Consider the following 16,232-nt stretch of genomic DNA (forward strand, 5'->3'; position numbering starts at 1 on the left):
GGTGGGTCCCAGGGCCCCCGCCGGGATCAGACCGAGCCGAGTTTGCGGAAGTCCCAGGAGACGATCTTCTCCGGGGTCAGGCGCAGCCACGCGTGCCGGCCGTCGTGGGGCATCTCGTCCAGCCCGAAGTTCTTCCGGGCGAACAGGGTCTCCGGCACGTCGAGTTCGGCGTGCAGCTCCCCGGTACGGGGGACCTCGCCCACGAACTCGACCGTGCCGGACAGCTCCGCGCCGCGCAGCTGGTCGTACTCCTCGCCCGTGTCGACCACGACCGCCACCCGGGGATCGCGGCGCAGGTCGGCCCAGCGCCTGCTGCGCACCACGGAGTACAGCCACAGCGACTTGCCGTCCCAGGCGAACCAGAGGGCGCTCACGTGCGGGGCGCCGCCGGTGGACACCGTGGCCACCCGGCAGGTGCGCTGGGTGGTGAGGAACTCGTCCAGCTCGCCCGGCGTCATCATGATCTTCCGGCCCCGGCGCTGTGTGGCGGTCATGCGGCCCCCTCCATGTCTCACGTCGTGCCAGAGGGGAAAGTCCCCCGGCCCGCCCGGGGGAGAGTCTCTGACATCACGTCAGAAAAGGATGGGTCGTCTTCCCTCCGCACGCAACGGTGGCCACTCTCGCCCGGCCGCACCGCCGGCGGCAAGGGGGACCGCGCCGTTGTCGCGGCGGCTCGGCGAGGCCGTCCCGGCCGAGTCGCCCGGCAGGTCGCCGCGCACGAGCACGGCTCGCCGGCACCCGCGCGGTGCGGGTGGCGCCGACCGCGATCGGGGTCGGCGGGGAGGACCTCGTGGTCCGTCGGCCGCGCGGCCCGTCCACGGTCCGGCGCCCGGAGGGCCCGGCCGGCGGGCCGGGCGTGAGCGTCAGGCGAGCGTGATCTCCTCCCCGGACACCGTGATGTCCTTGGCGGGCAGCGGCTGGGTCGCGGGGCCCTTCTTGACGCTGCCGTCGGTGGCGGAGAACTCGCTCTTGTGGCACGGGCAGCTGATCACACCGTCGGCGATCCGGTTCACCGCGCAGCCCTGGTGGGTGCACTTCGACGAGAACGCCTTGAACTCGCCCTTCGTCGGCTGGGTGACGACCACGCCCTGGCTCGCGAACACCTTGCCGCCGCCCTCGGGGATGTCGGCGGTCTTCGCGAGGACCGCGCCGCCGGCCGCGGCCCCGCCGCCCGAACCGCCGCCGTTGCCGTTGCCGTTGTCCTGGGTGCTGGAGGAGCCGGACGCCCCGTCGTCCGACCCGCACGCGGCCAGCGCGGCGGCGAGTCCCGCCGCGCCCACCGCCGCCACGACGGTGCGGCGGGCCGGTGACCCCGGGGGCTGAAGCGATTCGCTGGTCATGCTGACGTTCCCTTCCGCGCAGGCTTCGTGCGTCCGCACAGGGGTACGGCCGGCGGGCCCGAGGTGTTCAGGCGGGCCCCGCGGCCCGCCCTCCACCGGCCGGGCCCGGGCCCCGCCGCACGCCGGTGACCTGCCCCGCCGCACGCCAGTAACCTGGGGCGATGCTCAAGGAAGTCATCGCGACCCGCTTCATCACGCCGCTGCGCGAGGGCGGCTCGCTGCCGGGGCTCGTCGAGGCCGACGACTTCGGGACGTACGTCCTGAAGTTCAGCGGCGCCGGGCAGGGCCGCAAGACGCTGGTCGCCGAGGTGGTGTGCGGGGAACTCGCCCGGCGGCTGGGTTTCCGGGTGCCTCGGCTGGTGACCGTAGGCCTCGACCCGGTGCTGGGACTCGGCGAGCCCGACGAGCAGGTGCAGGAGCTGCTGCGGTCCAGCGGCGGCACCAACCTCGGCATGGACTTCCTCTCCGGCGCCCTCGGCTTCGACCCCCTCGCCTTCCCGGTGGACCCCGAGGAGGCCGGGCGGATCGTCTGGTTCGACGCGCTGGTGAACAACGTGGACCGCTCCTGGCGCAACCCCAACCTGCTCAGATGGCGGAGCGGGCTGTGGCTCATCGACCACGGCGCCACCATGATCTGGCACCACAACTGGCCCGGCGCCCAGACCTCGGCCGCCCGTCCCTACGACGCCTCGGAGCACGCCCTGCTGCCCTTCCACCCCGATGTCGCGGCCGCCGCCGCCCGCCTCGCGCCCCTGGTCACCGAGGACCTGCTCGCCGAGGTGACCGCCGAGATCCCGGACGCCTGGCTGACCGGCGAGCCCGGCTTCGCCACCCCGGACGAACTGCGCCGGGCCTACGCGCGGCCCCTGCTCGCACGGGCCGCCGTCATCCACGAGCGCGTCCGGGGCGTCGGGGAGGCCGCATGAGCGGGCAGCGCGGCGGCCGTCCGGACGACCGCCACATCATCAGGGGCGGCCCGGCGAGCGACCGGCACGTCTTCGAGTACGCCCTGCTGCGGGTGGTGCCGCGCATCGAGCGCGGCGAGTGCATGAACGCGGGCGTGCTCGTCTACTGCCGGCCCACGGCCTACGTCGGCGCCCGCACCCACCTGGACGAGGCGCGTCTGCTGGCGCTCGACCCGGACGCGGACGTCGCGGGCGTGCGCGCCGCACTACGTGCCGTCGAGGGCGTGTGCGCGGGGGGCGAGGCCGCGGGGCAGGCCGCCGGCGACGACGCCGGACGGCGTTTCCGCTGGCTGATCGCGCCCCGCTCCACCATCGTCCAGCCGGGGCCCGTGCACACCGGCCTGACCGCCGATCCGGCCGCCGAGACGGAGCGGTTGCTGGACCTCCTGGTGAGGTAATGGATCACACGCACCGGGTGTGCCGTTGACACCGGGTGCCAGGGCTTCTAGCGTCACGTCTGCTGAAGGTACTAAGCGGTCGCTCACCTGAGGGGCGTACCGTTGCAGCCGCAGATGTTCCGAAGGTGTTCCAGGCTTTCCAAGGGCGAGGAGAACCAGCAATGTCCACCACTGAGCAGCGGGTGGCCGTCGTCACCGGTGCCGCGCGCGGCATCGGCGCCGCGACCGCCGTACGACTGGCCGCCGAGGGGCGCGCGGTCGCCGTGATCGACCTCGACGAGGCCGCCTGCAAGGACACCGTGGAGAGGATCACGGCGGCCGGCGGCAGGGCCGTCGCGGTCGGCGCCGACGTCTCCGACGAGGCACAGGTCGAGGCCGCCGTCGCGCGCGTCGTCGAGGAGCTCGGCGCGCCGACGATCCTGGTCAACAACGCGGGCGTGCTCCGCGACAACCTGCTGTTCAAGATGAGCGTCTCCGACTGGGACACCGTCATGAACGTGCATCTGCGCGGCTCGTTCCTGATGGCCAAGGCCTGCCAGAAGCACATGGTCGACGCGGGCTTCGGACGCATCGTCAACCTCTCCTCGTCCTCCGCGCTCGGCAACCGGGGCCAGGTCAACTACTCGGCCGCCAAGGCCGGTCTGCAGGGCTTCACCAAGACCCTCGCCAAGGAGCTCGGCAAGTTCGGCATCACCGCCAACTCCGTCGCCCCCGGCTTCATCGCCACCGAGATGACCAAGGCCACCGCCGAGCGCGTCGGCATGGGCTTCGAGGACTTCAAGGCCGCCGCCGCCACCCAGATCCCGGTGCACCGCGTCGGCGAGCCGGATGACATCGCCAACGCGATCGCCTTCTTCACGGGCGACGCGGCCGGCTTCGTCTCCGGCCAGGTGCTGTACGTCGCCGGCGGACCGCTCGACTGAGGCCGGGGGACGGGAACATGACTTCCGTGGAACTTTCCGGCAAGGTCGCGCTCGTCACGGGCGCCAGCCGGGGCATCGGCTACGGCGTCGCCGAGGCGCTGGTGGCCAGGGGCGACCGGGTGTGCATCACCGGCCGCAACGAGGAGGCCCTCAAGGAGGCCGTCGAGAAGCTCGGCGCCGACCGGGTCATCGGCGTCGCGGGCAAGGCCCACGACGAGGCGCACCAGGCCGAGGCCGTCGAGCGCGTCATGGAGGCCTTCGGGCGCGTCGACCACCTGGTCAACAACGCCGGCACCAACCCGGTGTTCGGGCCGATCGCCGACCTCGACCTGAACGTGGCGCGCAAGGTCTTCGAGACCAACGTGATCTCCGCGCTCGGCTTCGCCCAGCGCACCTGGCACGCCTGGCAGAAGGACAACGGCGGCACGATCGTCAACATCGCCTCCATCGCCGGCCTCGCGCCCTCGCCCTTCATCGGCGCCTACGGCGTCAGCAAGGCCGCGATGATCAACCTGACCCAGCAGCTGGCGCACGAGTTCGCGCCGAAGGTGCGGGTCAACGCGATCGCGCCGGCCGTGGTGAAGACCAAGTTCGCCCAGGCCCTGTACGAGGGCCGCGAGGCGGAGGCGGCCGCGTCGTACCCGCTGGGCCGGCTCGGCGTGCCCTCCGACATCGGCGGCGCGACGGCCTTCCTCACCTCGCAGCAGTCCGACTGGATCACCGGGCAGACGCTCGTCGTCGACGGCGGCATCTTCCTCAACGCCGGAGTCGGCTGACCGGCCCGGGCGCCGTTTCCGTTCCCGTGACGATTTCCGCGGACCCCTTGACGGAAACGGCGCCCGCGTCGATGTATGACCCGTGCCGCAGACGGATGACAACGTAGTCAATCACGCGCTGATCAAGGTCTGGTTCAGACCGGGTTCAGCGGGCGGGGCACTGCGGTATGGTCTGCCAACCCTGGGTATGGCGGATCGAGGAGCGTGCGCGTGTTCAACCGGAACCGATGCCTGCGGCCCGTAATGGGCCTCGCGTCCATATCCCTGGTCGCCGGGTGCAGCGTCTTTTCCGACGGCACCCCGGACGACCAGGGACCGATCGTCGTGGGCACCACCAGTGCCCCGAGCACGCTGGATCCGGCCGCCTCCTGGGACGGCTCCTGGGAGCTGTTCCGCAACATCTACCAGACGCTGCTGGCCTATCCGAACGGTGCGACCACGCCCCAGCCGGACGCGGCCGAGAGCTGCAAGTTCACCGACAGCGGGAACACCACCTACAGCTGCGTGCTGCGCTCCGGGATGAAGTTCGCCGACGGCGACCCGCTCGACGCGCGGGCCGTCAAGCACTCCATCGACCGGATCCGCACCATCAACGTGGCCGGCGGCCCGGCGGGGCTGCTCGGCAGCCTGGACCGGGTGCAGGTGCTCGGCGACCAGCAGGTCGTCTTCCACCTCAACAAGCCCGACGCCACCTTCCCGTTCGTCCTCGCCACCCCGGCGATGTCGATCGTCGACCCCGACGAGTACCCGGCCCGCACTCTGCGCAAGGACGACAAGGTCTTCGGCTCGGGGCCGTACACCCTCAAGTCCTACGAGGACGGCAAGCAGGCCGAGCTGGTCAAGAACGGCAACTACAAGGGATTCGCCCAGCGCAGAAACGATGCGGTGACCATCCGCTACTTCCAGGACTCGGCCACCATGGTCAAGGCGCTGCGGGACCGGCAGATCGACGTCACCTACCGCGGCCTGGCCGCCGACGACATCATCGCCCTGCAGCGCAAGGACGCCAAGGACCTCCAGCTGGTCGAGGGCGCCGGCACCGACATCAGCTACCTGGTGTTCAACCCGAAGGACCCCTGGGCGGACAAGGTCGCCGTCCGCAAGGCGGTCGCCCAGGTCGTGGACCGCGGGGCGATCGCGCACAAGGTCTACAAGGACACCGTCGACCCGCTGTACTCGATGGTCCCCAAGGGCCTGACCGGCCACACCACCGGCTTCTTCGACGACTTCGGCGACCCCAGCGTGGCCAAGGCCCGCAAGATCCTCTCCGGGGCGGGCATCGACCAGAAGGTCCCGCTCACCCTCTGGTACACCACCGACCGCTACGGCTCGGAGACCGCCCTGGAGTTCCAGGAGCTCAAGCGGCAGCTGGAGGCGTCCGGCCTGTTCACCATCACCCTGAAGAGCCGCCCCTGGAAGACCTACGTGGTCGGCTACCAGAAGGGCGAGTACCCGGTGTTCGGCCGTGGCTGGTTCCCGGACTTCCCCGACGCGGACAACTTCATCGCCCCCTTCGTCGGCCAGCAGAACGCGCTCGGCACGCCCTACCCCGCGACCAAGATCACCACGGAGCTGCTGCCGAAGTCGCGCGGCGAGAGCGACCGCGGGGCCGTGGTGAAGGAGTTCGAGCAGGCGCAGCAGATCCTGGTGAACGACGCGCGGCTGCTGCCGCTGTGGCAGGGCAAGCAGTACGTGGCCGCGAGCGACGACATCTCCGGCGGCGAGCGGGCGCTCGACCCGTCGACCATCATGATGATGTGGGAGCTGTCCCGGAAGACCAGCTGGTAGGCGGGGGCGTTCTCCGGGGCGGCAGTCCGCTGTCAGTGGTCGCCGGTAGGTTCTGAGGCCTGGAAGTGACCGCACATCGTGAGGACGTTGACGTGACCGACATCGCCATGCTGCCCGAGTCCTGGCGCGGGGTTCTGGCCGACGAGCTGCAGCAGCCCTACTTCAAGGAGCTGACCGAGTTCGTCGAGGAGGAGCGGGCGAAGGGTCCGGTGTACCCGCCCCGGGAGGAGGTCTTCGCCGCGCTGGACGCCACGCCGTACGACGAAGTGAAGGTCCTGATCCTCGGTCAGGACCCCTACCACGGCGAGGGGCAGGGCCACGGCCTGTGCTTCTCCGTCCGGCCGGGGGTCAGGATCCCGCCGTCGCTGCGCAACATCTACAAGGAGATGCACGAGGAGCTGGGCACGCCCGTTCCGGACAACGGGTATCTGATGCCCTGGGCCCGGCAGGGAGTCCTGCTGCTGAACGCGGTGCTCACGGTCCGCGGCGGCGAGGCCAACTCGCACAAGGGCCGGGGCTGGGAGAAGTTCACCGACGCGGTGATCCGGGCGGTGGCCGGCCGCCCCGACCCTGCGGTCTTCGTGCTGTGGGGCAACTACGCGCAGAAGAAGCTCCCGCTGATCGACGAGTCCCGGCACGCGGTCGTCAAGGGCGCGCACCCCTCCCCGCTGTCGGCCAAGAAGTTCTTCGGCTCCCGGCCGTTCACCCGGATCAACGAGGCGGTCGCCCGGCAGGGCCACGAGCCGATCGACTGGCACATCCCGAACCTGGGCTGAGCGTCCCGCCCGGCGACGGGGGCCGGGCGGGGATCCGGTGCGCCGCGTGCCCGGGCTCGGCCGGGTCAGGCGCAGCCGGGGCGGTGTTCTTCGGGGGTGCCTGAGCCGGATCGGTCTGCGCTGCGGTTAGCGTCGGGGGATCGGGTCCGGGACAGGGCTGGAGGCGCTGGTGGTGGAGCGACAGGAGCAGGCGGCGCCGGACGCCGTGCTGACGCGGATCGGGCAGAGCGTCCTGCTGCATCACGCCGGGGACCGCGAGGAGGCCCGGGGCCGTTTCCTCGACCTGTGGGGGGAGATCGGCGAGGACGGCGACCCGTTGCACCGCTGCACCCTGGCCCACTACCTCGCCGACACCCAGGACGACCCCGAGGACGAACTGGCCTGGGACCTCAGGGCGCTGTCGGCGGCCGAGGAGCTCAGGGAGGACCGGTTCGCCGGACCCGAGGGCGCGCCGGCGGTCCGTACGCTCTACCCGACCCTCCACCTGAACCTCGCCGCCGACTACGTGAAGCTCGGCCGCGCCGAGGCCGCCCGCGTCCACCTCCACCGGGCCCGCGGCGCGGCCGGCGCGCTCGGCGACGACCGGTACGGCGACGGGGTCCGGGCGGCGATCCACCGGCTGGCGCTGCGGCTCGGGGAGGGCGGCCCCACCGGGGGCTGGTGGAGCCCGCCACGCCAGCGCCCGGAGTGACGGCCTCCCGCCCGATCTCCGCCGGACCCGACGGAGCCGCCGGACGCGCGCGGTGTCCGTGCCCGTCTCACCGGCCGTACGCCTGCCCGCAGATGACCGCCTCCGGGCTGCCCGGCTTCCAGTCGCCGTACTTCCGGCCGAGGGCGCAGATGTCCGCCTTCCTCCGCGCCGCCTGTGGCGGGAGCTTCGGGAGGTCGATGCGCGGGGGCGGCGGCGCGTGGCGGTTCCGTGGTGCCGGGAGGGGCGGGTGGGGTGCGGGGAAGTGCGCTGGGGGGTGGGAGCGGTCTTCCGCCGGGCCGGCCGGGGCGTGCGCGCGGGCGGCCGCCCCGGGCGTGCGCTGCGGGCTGATCAGCTCCAGGGCCTCCCGGGCGGGCGCCTGCACGTCCCGCGGCTCGGCGCTGCCGTCCGGGCGGGGCGCCGACGGCCGGGAGGGAGCCGTCTGCGGGCCGGAGACGGACGGTCGCTGCTGGACCGTGACACAACCGGAGAGGGCCGAGACGGCCACGGAGAGCAGGAGCGTTGCGGTGGTCGTCGTTCGATGCACCCGCGCCACTCTGCTGGGTCGGGACCACCGGCGGACGGCGGACCGCCGGAGGATGCCCCGCACGAGTGATCTCCTGACCCCCTGCGAGTGCGGGCGGCCCGTCCGGCTGACGCCGGGCGCCGCGCTCAGTCCCCGGTCGCGCCGTCGAGGCGCTCCCGGATCAGGTCGGCGTGGCCGTTGTGCCGCGCGTACTCCTCGATCATGTGGGTGTAGATCCACCGCAGGCTGAACGGCTCCTCGGTGGATCTGCTCCGGCCCTTGGAGAGGTCGTCCAGGGCGAACGGGACGCAGGTGCGCCGCGCGACCTCGATCTCGGCCTGCCATGTGGCGTACGCCTCCTGCCAGGTGTCCTCCTCGGCGAGGTGGAAGTCGCGGTCCCGGTCCTCGCCGGTGCAGTAGATCGGCCCCACGTCCTCTCCCACCAGCACCTGGCGGAACCAGCCCCGTTCGACCTCCGCCATGTGCCGCACCAGCCCCATCAGGGACAGTTCGGACGGCTCCACGGCCGCGGTCCGCACCTGCTCGTCGGTCAGGCCCTCGCACTTCCAGGCCAGGGTCTGCCGGTGGTAGTCCAGCCAGCCTTCCAGCATGGTGCGTTCGTCGGCGTTCAGGGCGGGCTCTCGGCGCTCGGTCGTCATGTCCCCGATCCTGTCCCGGGCCGAGCTGTCACGCCAGCCGTTTTCCGGCACCGAACATGCCCTCCAGCAGTTCGCGCAGCCCCGCGCGCACCTCGTCCAGCGCCGGCACCCGGGTGTGGAAGGCCCCGGCCACGCAGGAGAACATCAGGCCGTCCGCCCAGGCGACCAGCAACAGCACGTGCCGGTCGGCGTCCGTCGAGCCCATCGCCCTTACCAGCGCGCCCAGTTGGTCGCGGAAGCGGGCGCCCGCCGCGTCGAAGTGCTCCCGCAGCTCCGGGCGGCGGGTCGCCTCCAGGGCCAGTTCGTAGCGGGCGACGGTCAGTTCGCGGTTGAGGGTCAGCGCGCGGTGCGTGGCCAGGGCGAGCCCGTCGGTCAGCGCGTCGAGTCCGCCGCGCGGGTCCGGCATCTCGTGCAGGGCCAGCACCCGCGCCTCGCGGTCCGCGAGCCGCCGCACCGCCAGCTCCAGCAGGGCCAGGCGGGTGCGCGCCACGTTGGAGGTGGAGCCCTGCGGCAGCCCGGCCGTCTCGTCGACCGCCCGGTGCGTCAGACCGCGCATCCCGCGCCGGGCGAGCAGGGCGAGGGCGGTGTCGGCGACGAGGTCGGCGCGCGGGGCGCTCGGGGGGTGTGCGGCCATGGTGACGAACCTACCCGCGGCTCCCTCCCGGGGACTACGTCCGTAGTCACCGCGCACTACGGCCGTAGTCGTACTCACTCCATCCCTTACTACATCCGTAGTACAGTCGGCGGGCCGGGACACTACACTTGTAGTCAGCGCGCCAGGAGGAGCCATGGCCATGCCCCAGTCGTCACGCGTCGTCGTCATCGGCGGCGGCATCGCGGGCCTCGCCGCGGCCGCCGCGCTGCACCTGACCGGCCGTCAGGTCACCGTCCTGGAGCGGGCCCGATCCCTGGACCCCGTCGGCGCGGCCATCTCGCTCTCCCCGAACGCGCTGCGCGCCCTGGACGTGCTCGGCGTGGGCGACCCGATCCGCGACCTCGCGGCCTGGCAGGGCGACGGCGGGTTGCGCACCCCGGGCGGCCGCTGGATCGCCAGGACCGACGCCGCCGCGGCGGCCGAGCGCTTCGGCGGCCCCCTCGTCCTGCTGCACCGCGCCACCCTGATCGACCGCCTCGCCGCGCTCCTGCCGCCCGACGCGGTCCGCACCGGCACCGCCGCGCACCTCGCCGACCCCGGGGACGCCCGGCGCCCGGCCCGCGTCCGCACCCCCGGCGGCGAGCTGGAGGCGGACCTGGTGGTGGGCGCCGACGGCCTGCACTCCGCCGTACGCCGGACCCTGTTCCCCGGCCACCCCGGACCCGTCTACTCGGGCTTCACCACCTGGCGGCTGGTGATCCCGGTCCCCGGCGCCGCGTTCGCCGCGCACGAGACCTGGGGAAGAGGCCGCTTGTGGGGCACCCAGCCCCTCAAGGACGGCCGGGTCTACGCGTACGCCGCCGCCGTCACGGCCGCCGGGCAGCACGCGGCCGACGACGAGCGGGCCGAACTCCTGCGCCGGTTCGGCGGCTGGCACCACCCGGTCCCGGCCGTGATCGAGGCGGCCCGCCCCGAGGACGTGCTGCGCCACGACGTCTACCACCTCGCCGAGCCGCTGCCCGCCCACCACCGCGGCCGGGTCGCCCTCCTCGGGGACGCCGCGCACGCCATGCCGCCGACCCTCGGGCAGGGCGGGAACCAGGCCCTCGAGGATGCGGTCGTGCTCGCCCACCATCGCGACGACCTCGCCGCCTACACGGCGGCCCGGCTGCCCCGTACGACCGCCGTCGCCCGCCGGGCCGTGCGGGCCGCCCACCTGAACATGACGAGCAGCCGCGCCGGGACCGCCGTCCGCGACACCGCCCTGGCCGCACTGTCGCGGGCCCGCCCGGCACTGCTGCTGCGTGGTTTCGACGGGATCGCCGACTGGCGTCCGCCGCAGCCCCCGTATGCTGCGACGCAGGCGGGGACAGGCGAGCGGTGAGGGAGCCCCAGTGAAGGTCGGCTGCGTCGGACTCGGCGACATCGCGCGGAAGGCGTACCTGCCGGTGCTCGGCACCCTGTCCGGGGTCGAACTGCACCTGCAGACCAGGACACCCGCGACCCTCGAAAGCGTCGCCGACAGCCTGCACCTCCCGGCCGGCCGGCGGCACCCCAGCCTGGACGCGCTGCTCGCCGAGGGCCTCGACGCCGCCTTCGTGCACGCCCCCACCGCCGCCCACCCGGAGATCGTCACCCGGCTGCTGGAGGCGGGCGTCCCGACCTACGTCGACAAGCCGCTCGCCTACGAACTCGCCGACTCCGAGCGCCTGGTGACCCTCGCCGAGGAGCGCGGCGTCCCGCTCGCCGTCGGCTTCAACCGGCGCCACGCCCCCGGATACGCGCAGTGCGCCGAGCACCCGCGCGAGCTGATCCTGATGCAGAAGAACCGCATCGGGCTGCCCGAGGAGCCGCGGACGATGATCCTCGACGACTTCATCCACGTCGTGGACACCCTGCGGTTCCTGGTGCCGGGCCCGGTCGACGACGTCACCGTGCGCGGCCGTGTGCGCGACGGCCTGCTGCACCACGTCGTGCTCCAGCTCGCCGGGGACGGGTTCACCGCGCTCGGCGTCATGAACCGGCTCAGCGGCTCGGCCGAGGAGATCCTGGAGGTCTCGGGGCAGGACACCAAGCGCCAGGTCGTCAACCTCGCCGAGACCGTCGACCACAAGGGGCAGCCGTCCGTACGGCGGCGCGGCGACTGGGTGCCGGTCGCCCGGCAGCGCGGCATCGAGCAGGCCGTGCTGGCCTTCCTCGACGCCGTGCGCTCCGGCAAGCCGCTCAGCGCCCGGGACGCGCTGGAGACCCACGCCCTGTGCGAGCGGGTGGTACGAGCCGTGCTGGAGCGTTCCGCCGCGGCCTGAGCGCCCGCACGCCCTCCGCGGCGCAGGTCGCGAGCAGCACGAGCAGCGCGCCGTACACCGGCCAGTCGCCGAAACGGACGTAGACGGTGGTCCCGTGGGCCGTCGGCACGTCGTACACGGCGGCCGTGCTCGCGTCGGTGCCGAGCCAGGACCCGATGCGCTGCCCGTCCGGCCCGTAGACGGCGGAGACGCCGGTCAGCGTCGCGTGCACCATGGGCCGGCCGGTCTCGGCGGCGCGCAGCGCGCCGAGCGTCGCGTGCTGCTCGGGCGCCCAGCTGTGCTGGAAGGTGGAGGTCGAGGACTGCGCGAGCAGCACCTCGGCGCCGTCCTCGGCGAGATGCCGGCTCATGTCCGGGAACGCCGTCTCGAAGCACACCATCGGGCCCACCCGCAGGCCGTGGCCGACGTCCATCACCACCTGCGCGGTGCCCCGCCTGCGGTCCTCGCCGGCCGCCTTGCCGACGGACGTCGCCCAGCCGAGCACGGAACGGGCGGGCACGTACTCGCCGAAGGGGACCAGCCGCATCTTGTCGTAGCGCTCGCCGGTCGGGCCGTCCGGGCCGACGAGCACGGAGCTCTTGTAGATGCCGGGCCGGTCGGAGCGCCGGGCGTCGACGTTGACCAGGACGTCGGCGCCGGTCTCGCGGGACAGTGCGGCGACGCGGCGCGCCAGGTCGGCGCGCCGGGCGAGGTCGTAGCCGACGCTGCTCTCGCCCCAGACGACGAGGTCGGCATGACGGCCGGCCAGCCGGCGGGTCAGCCGTTCCTCCAGGCCGAAGCGTTTGGCGGGACTGTCGACGCCGTCGACGACGCCCGGCTGCACCACGGCTATCCGGACCCGGCCGTCGACGTGCGGGCGCGGCGCCCAGACCCAGGCCGCGGAGGTCAGCGCGGCGGTGGCCACCAGGCCGGCCACCGCGGGCACCCGGGACGCGCGCACCGCGACGAGCACGGCCACCGCCACGTTCACCGCCACCACGAGAAAGCTGACCAGCCACACTCCGCCGACCGAGGCCAGCCGCAGCGCCGGAGGCACCTGCCACTGGCTGGCGCCGAGCATTCCCCACGGCCCGCCCAGCCCCTGCCAGGAGCGCACGAGTTCGACGGCCAGCCAGCCCGAGGGCAGCACGACCAGGGCGGCCGCGGCGCGCCCCGGCGAGGGAGCACCGGCCAGGAAGCGGCGCACGAGCCACCCCCAGGGGGCCCACAGGGCGCCCAGCAGCCCCGCTATCACGACGGTGAAGACGTGCAGCTCGGGCAGCAGCCAGTGGTGCACGGCCAGCATGTAGCCCAGGCCGCCGCACCAGCCGTCGTACGCGGCCCGCCTCCCGGTCGGGGCGGAGCGGGCGAGCAGGATCCACGGGACCAGGGCGACGCAGGCGAACCACCAAAGCGAGGGCGCGGGGAAGGCGAGCATGGGGAGGGCGCCCGCCAGCGCGGCGAGGAGCGAGCGCCGCCACGGGGAGGCCGGCCAGTCGGCGAAGGTCTTCATACGGCGCCCTCCTACCCCGTGGTCATTCCAGTGTGCGTGCTGCGGGCGATCTCGCACAGAGGGCCCCGGCGCACCCGCTCGGCCCGCCCGGCGGGCGACGGTTCACCCGCTCGGCCCGCACAGCCGGCCCGGTCGGCCCGCCCGGCTCGCCCCGCGGGACCCGGGTCAGCCGGGCGTCGGCGTCGACCGTTGTCCGGGCAGGGAGCGCCACTTCTCGTGGACGACCACCTCGCGCACCCGCCAGCCCTCGTCCGTGCGCAGCAGCGCGAACGCGTACCGGCCGCCGCACACCAAGTCGGGGGCTCCTCCCGCGTCGTCGCCGGAGAGGCGCATCGGGTTGACGTAGTCGGCCTGCACCCGGGCGGTGTCGCCCGTGTCCTGGTCGAGGATCCCGAACCGCAGCCGCCGGTTCACGATGAGGTGCTGGCTCATCGGGACGTGCCGCATGGTCTCGGCGAGCCACCCGGCGACCTGCCCGGCGCCGCCCTCGATCCCCCCGGCCGACCGGTAGTCCGCGCGCCCGTCCGGGGTGAACAGCCCCCGGTAGGCGGCCCAGTCGCCGTCGTCCACCGCCACCGCGTACTCCGTGATCAGGCCGTCCACGGCCAGCCGGTCCATCACCGTCGCGAGCTCGATCCGCTGCGTCATCGGTTCAGTGTTGGGCACCGGACGCGAACAGCCAAGGGGCGCGGCCGGGACTGTGTGGGGCGGAGGGCCGCTCGCGGGGAGGAACGCGCTGCGCCGGACGGGTGATCCACCCGGTGCGGGCGGATGCGCGGGGCGGGACGGGGTACGGCGGTGGGGCGCGGGGCGGGGTCGAGGTGGAGGCCGACGGGTGCGGCGATGTGCCCGGCCGCCGACGGGCCTAGGGTGATCACGTGCGGGGGTGTCGGCGGGTGGAGCGGAGGTCCGTATGAAGCGTCTCGTCACCGTGGTCACCGGAGGCAGCCGGGGCATCGGCGCCGCGGTCTGCCGGCGGCTGGCGGCCGACGGGCACGACGTGGTCGTCGGGTACGTCCGGGACGCCGAGGCCGCCGAGGCGGTGGCGGACGAGGTGCTCGAGGCCGGGGCGCGAAGCGTCACCGTGCCGGTGGACACGTCGGCCGAGGCGGACGTGGAGCGGCTCTTCGCCACGGCCGAGGAGCGGCTCGGCCCGGTGACCGGGCTGGTGAACAACGCCGGGGTGACCGGCCCGCTGGGCCGCCTCGCGGACGCGGACGTGACCGACCTGCGGCGGGTGGTGGACGTCAACCTCCTGGGCACCCTCCTCTGTTCGCGCCGTGCCGCGCAGTTGATGACGCCCCGGGGGAGCGGCGCGATCGTGAACGTGTCCTCCGCCGCCGCCACTCTGGGCAGCCCCGGCGAGTACGTCCACTACGCCGCGACCAAGGCGGCTGTGGACGCCCTGACCGTGGGCCTCGCCAAGGAGCTCGGCCCGGACGGCATCCGCGTCAACGCGGTGTCGCCCGGCGTCGTCGACACCGAGATCCACGCCGCGATGGGCGATCCGGACCGGGCCCGGCGCGCCGCCGAGACGACCCCGCTGCGCCGTGCGGGGCGCGCCGAGGAGATCGCCGCGGCGGTCGCCTGGCTGATGTCACCGGACGCCTCCTACACGACGGGAGCGGTGCTGCGGGTGTCGGGCGGGCGGTGAGTGCCCGGCACGTGGCCGGAAGACGTCAGGCCGCCTCGATGACCTCGCCCCGGAGGGCGGCGGCCCACTCGACCACCAACAGCTCGTACTCCGCGCGTTCCTGAGCCGACAGGGAACCGCCCGAGCGCAGCCAGAGCGCCCGGATCCGCTCGTTCAGCTCGGCGGCGGACCGCACGGAACCACGGGCCGTGGATTCGGGGAACATGGCGACCAGCCTAGGGGCAAGAGCTGACTCTGCGCTACCGGACGGCTACGCGGACCGCATGGACTCGGTCACCGGCGCCGCGCCCGGGCCGGACGCTTCCCACGGGTGTCGGTACCGGCCGGCGGGGCCGATCGGGAGCACCATGGCCTGGGCGACGCGACAGCCGTCGTCCCACCGCGACAGGGAGGAGGCCGTCATGGCCGCGCCCATGACGGCCACTCAGGTCGTCGACCAGCTGGACAAATGGCGGATCGCCCACGCCGGGATCTCCGGATGGGCCACCCACAACCGCAACCACAAGGGACCCTGGGGGCCGGTCAACGGATTCGTCTGGCACCACACCGGCGTCGACGTCACCGACGCGCGGGCGTATGCCGCGGGGCACCTCTTCAGCGGGGACGCGCGCCTGCCCGGCCCGCTGTGCCACTTCTCCGTCGGCGCCGACGGCACCGTCTACCTCGTCGGCTGGGGCCGCACCAACCATGCGGGCGGCGGCGACCCGGTGGTGCTGCGGCACGTTGTCGAGGAGGACTACACCGGCCAGTTGCACCCGGCCAAGGGGGACCGGGACGGCGTCGACGGCAACGCCCACTTCTACGGTGTCGAGATCCAGTACAGCGGCAGTCACCCGATGGCCGAGGCCCAGTACCGGACGGCCCTGCGGCTCTCGGCGGCCGTGCTCGACTTCCACGGCTGGTCCGAGAAGTCCGTCATCGGGCACGGCGAGTGGTCCATGGACAAGTGGGATCCGGGGCAGGCCCGCGACACCATCATGGCGATGCCGCAGGTGCGGGCCGACGTGAAGGCGACGCTCGCCGCCGGTCCGGCACCGGCCGCCGCCCTCGCCGGGCCGGGCACGGCCGACCGGGTGGGCCCGGGCGGCCGGACGGTCGAGGGCGCGGTCGAGGGCGCGGCGGTGACGCTCGCGGACGCGGTCACGGTCGCGGAGTGGGCGCGGGCCCGGTGGCCGGAGGACGGTGTCCTGTCGGACGGCTCGGTTCCGGTGAGCACCGCGCTCGGCTCGGGCTACGCGCACGCCCGCGCCGCGCACGAGGGTGTGGACGCGCTGCGCCGGGAGGTCGCGAACCTGCGGGCCGCGGTCGCGGAGCTCACCACCCTGGTGGCCAGGGGCTCCTGAACG

The 16,232-nt window shown here is 73.6% G+C and carries 19 protein-coding genes; 11 read left to right on the plus strand and 8 right to left on the minus strand.

Translation table 11 applies throughout. The features are described from left to right. Positions 1-26: 26 nt before the first annotated feature. The gene (locus ACIPM1_RS05950; RefSeq protein ID WP_402429513.1) at positions 27-494 is read right to left on the minus strand and encodes a pyridoxamine 5'-phosphate oxidase family protein; all 468 of its coding nucleotides are present in this window, start codon (positions 492-494) and stop codon (positions 27-29) included. A 369-nt stretch (positions 495-863) separates the two neighbouring features. Further along, a complete protein-coding gene (locus ACIPM1_RS05955) occupies positions 864-1,340 on the minus strand; it encodes a Rieske (2Fe-2S) protein (protein WP_402429515.1) in 477 nt (158 codons plus the stop codon). A gap of 161 nt (positions 1,341-1,501) precedes the next feature. On the opposite strand from ACIPM1_RS05955, the gene ACIPM1_RS05960 reads away from it, so the two are divergent. The 7 genes from ACIPM1_RS05960 (at position 1,502) to ACIPM1_RS05990 (ending at position 7,657) form a co-directional block, all read left to right on the plus strand. Further along, a complete protein-coding gene (locus ACIPM1_RS05960; protein WP_402429518.1) occupies positions 1,502-2,266 on the plus strand; it encodes a HipA family kinase in 765 nt (254 codons plus the stop codon). Further along, positions 2,263-2,703, plus strand: coding sequence for a DUF3037 domain-containing protein (locus ACIPM1_RS05965; RefSeq protein WP_402429521.1), 441 nt, complete (start codon positions 2,263-2,265; stop codon positions 2,701-2,703). Before ACIPM1_RS05960 ends, ACIPM1_RS05965 begins: the two co-directional genes overlap by 4 nt. A gap of 161 nt (positions 2,704-2,864) precedes the next feature. Then, positions 2,865-3,626 (plus strand): 3-oxoacyl-ACP reductase FabG, encoded by a 762-nt coding sequence (fabG, locus tag ACIPM1_RS05970; protein WP_402429524.1) that lies wholly within the window; start codon positions 2,865-2,867, stop codon positions 3,624-3,626. Positions 3,627-3,643: 17 nt separating this feature from the next. After that, entirely contained in the window at positions 3,644-4,402 is a 759-nt protein-coding gene (locus ACIPM1_RS05975; protein ID WP_356192810.1) for an SDR family oxidoreductase, read from the plus strand. Between the two features lie 210 nt (positions 4,403-4,612). Continuing rightward, the gene (locus ACIPM1_RS05980) at positions 4,613-6,190 is read left to right on the plus strand and encodes an ABC transporter substrate-binding protein (protein WP_402429527.1); all 1,578 of its coding nucleotides are present in this window, start codon (positions 4,613-4,615) and stop codon (positions 6,188-6,190) included. A 92-nt stretch (positions 6,191-6,282) separates the two neighbouring features. Beyond that, positions 6,283-6,966, plus strand: a complete 684-nt coding sequence (locus ACIPM1_RS05985; RefSeq protein ID WP_402429530.1) for a uracil-DNA glycosylase — start codon at positions 6,283-6,285, stop codon at positions 6,964-6,966. 169 nt (positions 6,967-7,135) lie between these two features. Beyond that, positions 7,136-7,657 carry a hypothetical protein gene (locus tag ACIPM1_RS05990; protein WP_356192803.1) on the plus strand — a complete coding sequence of 174 codons (522 nt, stop codon included), beginning with the start codon at positions 7,136-7,138 and terminating at the stop codon, positions 7,655-7,657. Between the two features lie 67 nt (positions 7,658-7,724). Here the strand turns inward: ACIPM1_RS05990 and ACIPM1_RS05995 are convergent, their stop codons facing one another. From ACIPM1_RS05995 to ACIPM1_RS06005, 3 genes are all read right to left on the minus strand, one after another. After that, positions 7,725-8,201, minus strand: coding sequence for a hypothetical protein (locus tag ACIPM1_RS05995; protein ID WP_402429533.1), 477 nt, complete (start codon positions 8,199-8,201; stop codon positions 7,725-7,727). 125 nt (positions 8,202-8,326) lie between these two features. Next, entirely contained in the window at positions 8,327-8,839 is a 513-nt protein-coding gene (locus ACIPM1_RS06000; protein ID WP_402429536.1) for a DinB family protein, read from the minus strand. A gap of 28 nt (positions 8,840-8,867) precedes the next feature. Then, positions 8,868-9,473: a TetR/AcrR family transcriptional regulator gene (locus tag ACIPM1_RS06005; RefSeq protein WP_402429539.1), complete on the minus strand. Its 606-nt coding sequence runs from the start codon at positions 9,471-9,473 to the stop codon at positions 8,868-8,870. A gap of 160 nt (positions 9,474-9,633) precedes the next feature. Here ACIPM1_RS06005 and ACIPM1_RS06010 point away from each other — a divergent pair, with 160 nt between their 5' ends. Next, the gene (locus ACIPM1_RS06010; protein ID WP_402430700.1) at positions 9,634-10,818 is read left to right on the plus strand and encodes an FAD-dependent monooxygenase; all 1,185 of its coding nucleotides are present in this window, start codon (positions 9,634-9,636) and stop codon (positions 10,816-10,818) included. A gap of 10 nt (positions 10,819-10,828) precedes the next feature. Then, a complete protein-coding gene (locus ACIPM1_RS06015) occupies positions 10,829-11,740 on the plus strand; it encodes a Gfo/Idh/MocA family protein (RefSeq protein ID WP_402429542.1) in 912 nt (303 codons plus the stop codon). Here ACIPM1_RS06015 and lnt read toward each other — a convergent pair. Further along, entirely contained in the window at positions 11,658-13,232 is a 1,575-nt protein-coding gene (gene lnt, locus ACIPM1_RS06020; protein WP_402429545.1) for an apolipoprotein N-acyltransferase, read from the minus strand. The genes ACIPM1_RS06015 and lnt overlap by 83 nt on opposite strands. Positions 13,233-13,397: 165 nt before the next feature. After that, positions 13,398-13,880, minus strand: a complete 483-nt coding sequence (locus ACIPM1_RS06025; protein ID WP_402429548.1) for a nuclear transport factor 2 family protein — start codon at positions 13,878-13,880, stop codon at positions 13,398-13,400. Positions 13,881-14,145: 265 nt separating this feature from the next. On the opposite strand from ACIPM1_RS06025, the gene ACIPM1_RS06030 reads away from it, so the two are divergent. Further along, a complete protein-coding gene (locus tag ACIPM1_RS06030; RefSeq protein WP_356192786.1) occupies positions 14,146-14,886 on the plus strand; it encodes a glucose 1-dehydrogenase in 741 nt (246 codons plus the stop codon). A 25-nt stretch (positions 14,887-14,911) separates the two neighbouring features. On the opposite strand, the gene ACIPM1_RS06035 is transcribed toward ACIPM1_RS06030, so the two are convergent. Further along, positions 14,912-15,091 (minus strand): hypothetical protein, encoded by a 180-nt coding sequence (locus ACIPM1_RS06035; RefSeq protein ID WP_402429552.1) that lies wholly within the window; start codon positions 15,089-15,091, stop codon positions 14,912-14,914. A 196-nt stretch (positions 15,092-15,287) separates the two neighbouring features. Between ACIPM1_RS06035 and ACIPM1_RS06040 the strand changes: the two genes are divergently transcribed. Next, the gene (locus tag ACIPM1_RS06040; RefSeq protein WP_402429554.1) at positions 15,288-16,229 is read left to right on the plus strand and encodes an N-acetylmuramoyl-L-alanine amidase; all 942 of its coding nucleotides are present in this window, start codon (positions 15,288-15,290) and stop codon (positions 16,227-16,229) included. Positions 16,230-16,232 lie beyond the last annotated feature (3 nt).

It is taken from the genome of Streptomyces sp. NPDC086766 (assembly GCF_044746005.1).
Lineage (GTDB): Bacteria > Actinomycetota > Actinomycetes > Streptomycetales > Streptomycetaceae > Streptomyces.

Excerpts from the sequence above, each read along its gene's own strand:
- ACIPM1_RS05950 (WP_402429513.1), bottom strand. The coding sequence starts at position 494 with ATGACCGCCACACAGCGCCGGGGCCGGAAGATCATGATGACGCCGGGC.
- ACIPM1_RS05955 (WP_402429515.1), bottom strand. The coding sequence starts at position 1,340 with ATGACCAGCGAATCGCTTCAGCCCCCGGGGTCACCGGCCCGCCGCACC.
- ACIPM1_RS05960 (WP_402429518.1), top strand. The coding sequence starts at position 1,502 with ATGCTCAAGGAAGTCATCGCGACCCGCTTCATCACGCCGCTGCGCGAG.
- ACIPM1_RS05965 (WP_402429521.1), top strand. The coding sequence starts at position 2,263 with ATGAGCGGGCAGCGCGGCGGCCGTCCGGACGACCGCCACATCATCAGG.
- fabG (WP_402429524.1), top strand. The coding sequence starts at position 2,865 with ATGTCCACCACTGAGCAGCGGGTGGCCGTCGTCACCGGTGCCGCGCGC.
- ACIPM1_RS05975 (WP_356192810.1), top strand. The coding sequence starts at position 3,644 with ATGACTTCCGTGGAACTTTCCGGCAAGGTCGCGCTCGTCACGGGCGCC.
- ACIPM1_RS06000 (WP_402429536.1), bottom strand. The coding sequence starts at position 8,839 with ATGACGACCGAGCGCCGAGAGCCCGCCCTGAACGCCGACGAACGCACC.
- ACIPM1_RS06005 (WP_402429539.1), bottom strand. The coding sequence starts at position 9,473 with ATGGCCGCACACCCCCCGAGCGCCCCGCGCGCCGACCTCGTCGCCGAC.
- ACIPM1_RS06010 (WP_402430700.1), top strand. The coding sequence starts at position 9,634 with ATGCCCCAGTCGTCACGCGTCGTCGTCATCGGCGGCGGCATCGCGGGC.
- lnt (WP_402429545.1), bottom strand. The coding sequence starts at position 13,232 with ATGAAGACCTTCGCCGACTGGCCGGCCTCCCCGTGGCGGCGCTCGCTC.
- ACIPM1_RS06025 (WP_402429548.1), bottom strand. The coding sequence starts at position 13,880 with ATGACGCAGCGGATCGAGCTCGCGACGGTGATGGACCGGCTGGCCGTG.
- ACIPM1_RS06030 (WP_356192786.1), top strand. The coding sequence starts at position 14,146 with ATGAAGCGTCTCGTCACCGTGGTCACCGGAGGCAGCCGGGGCATCGGC.
- ACIPM1_RS06035 (WP_402429552.1), bottom strand. The coding sequence starts at position 15,091 with ATGTTCCCCGAATCCACGGCCCGTGGTTCCGTGCGGTCCGCCGCCGAG.
- ACIPM1_RS06040 (WP_402429554.1), top strand. The coding sequence starts at position 15,288 with ATGGCCGCGCCCATGACGGCCACTCAGGTCGTCGACCAGCTGGACAAA.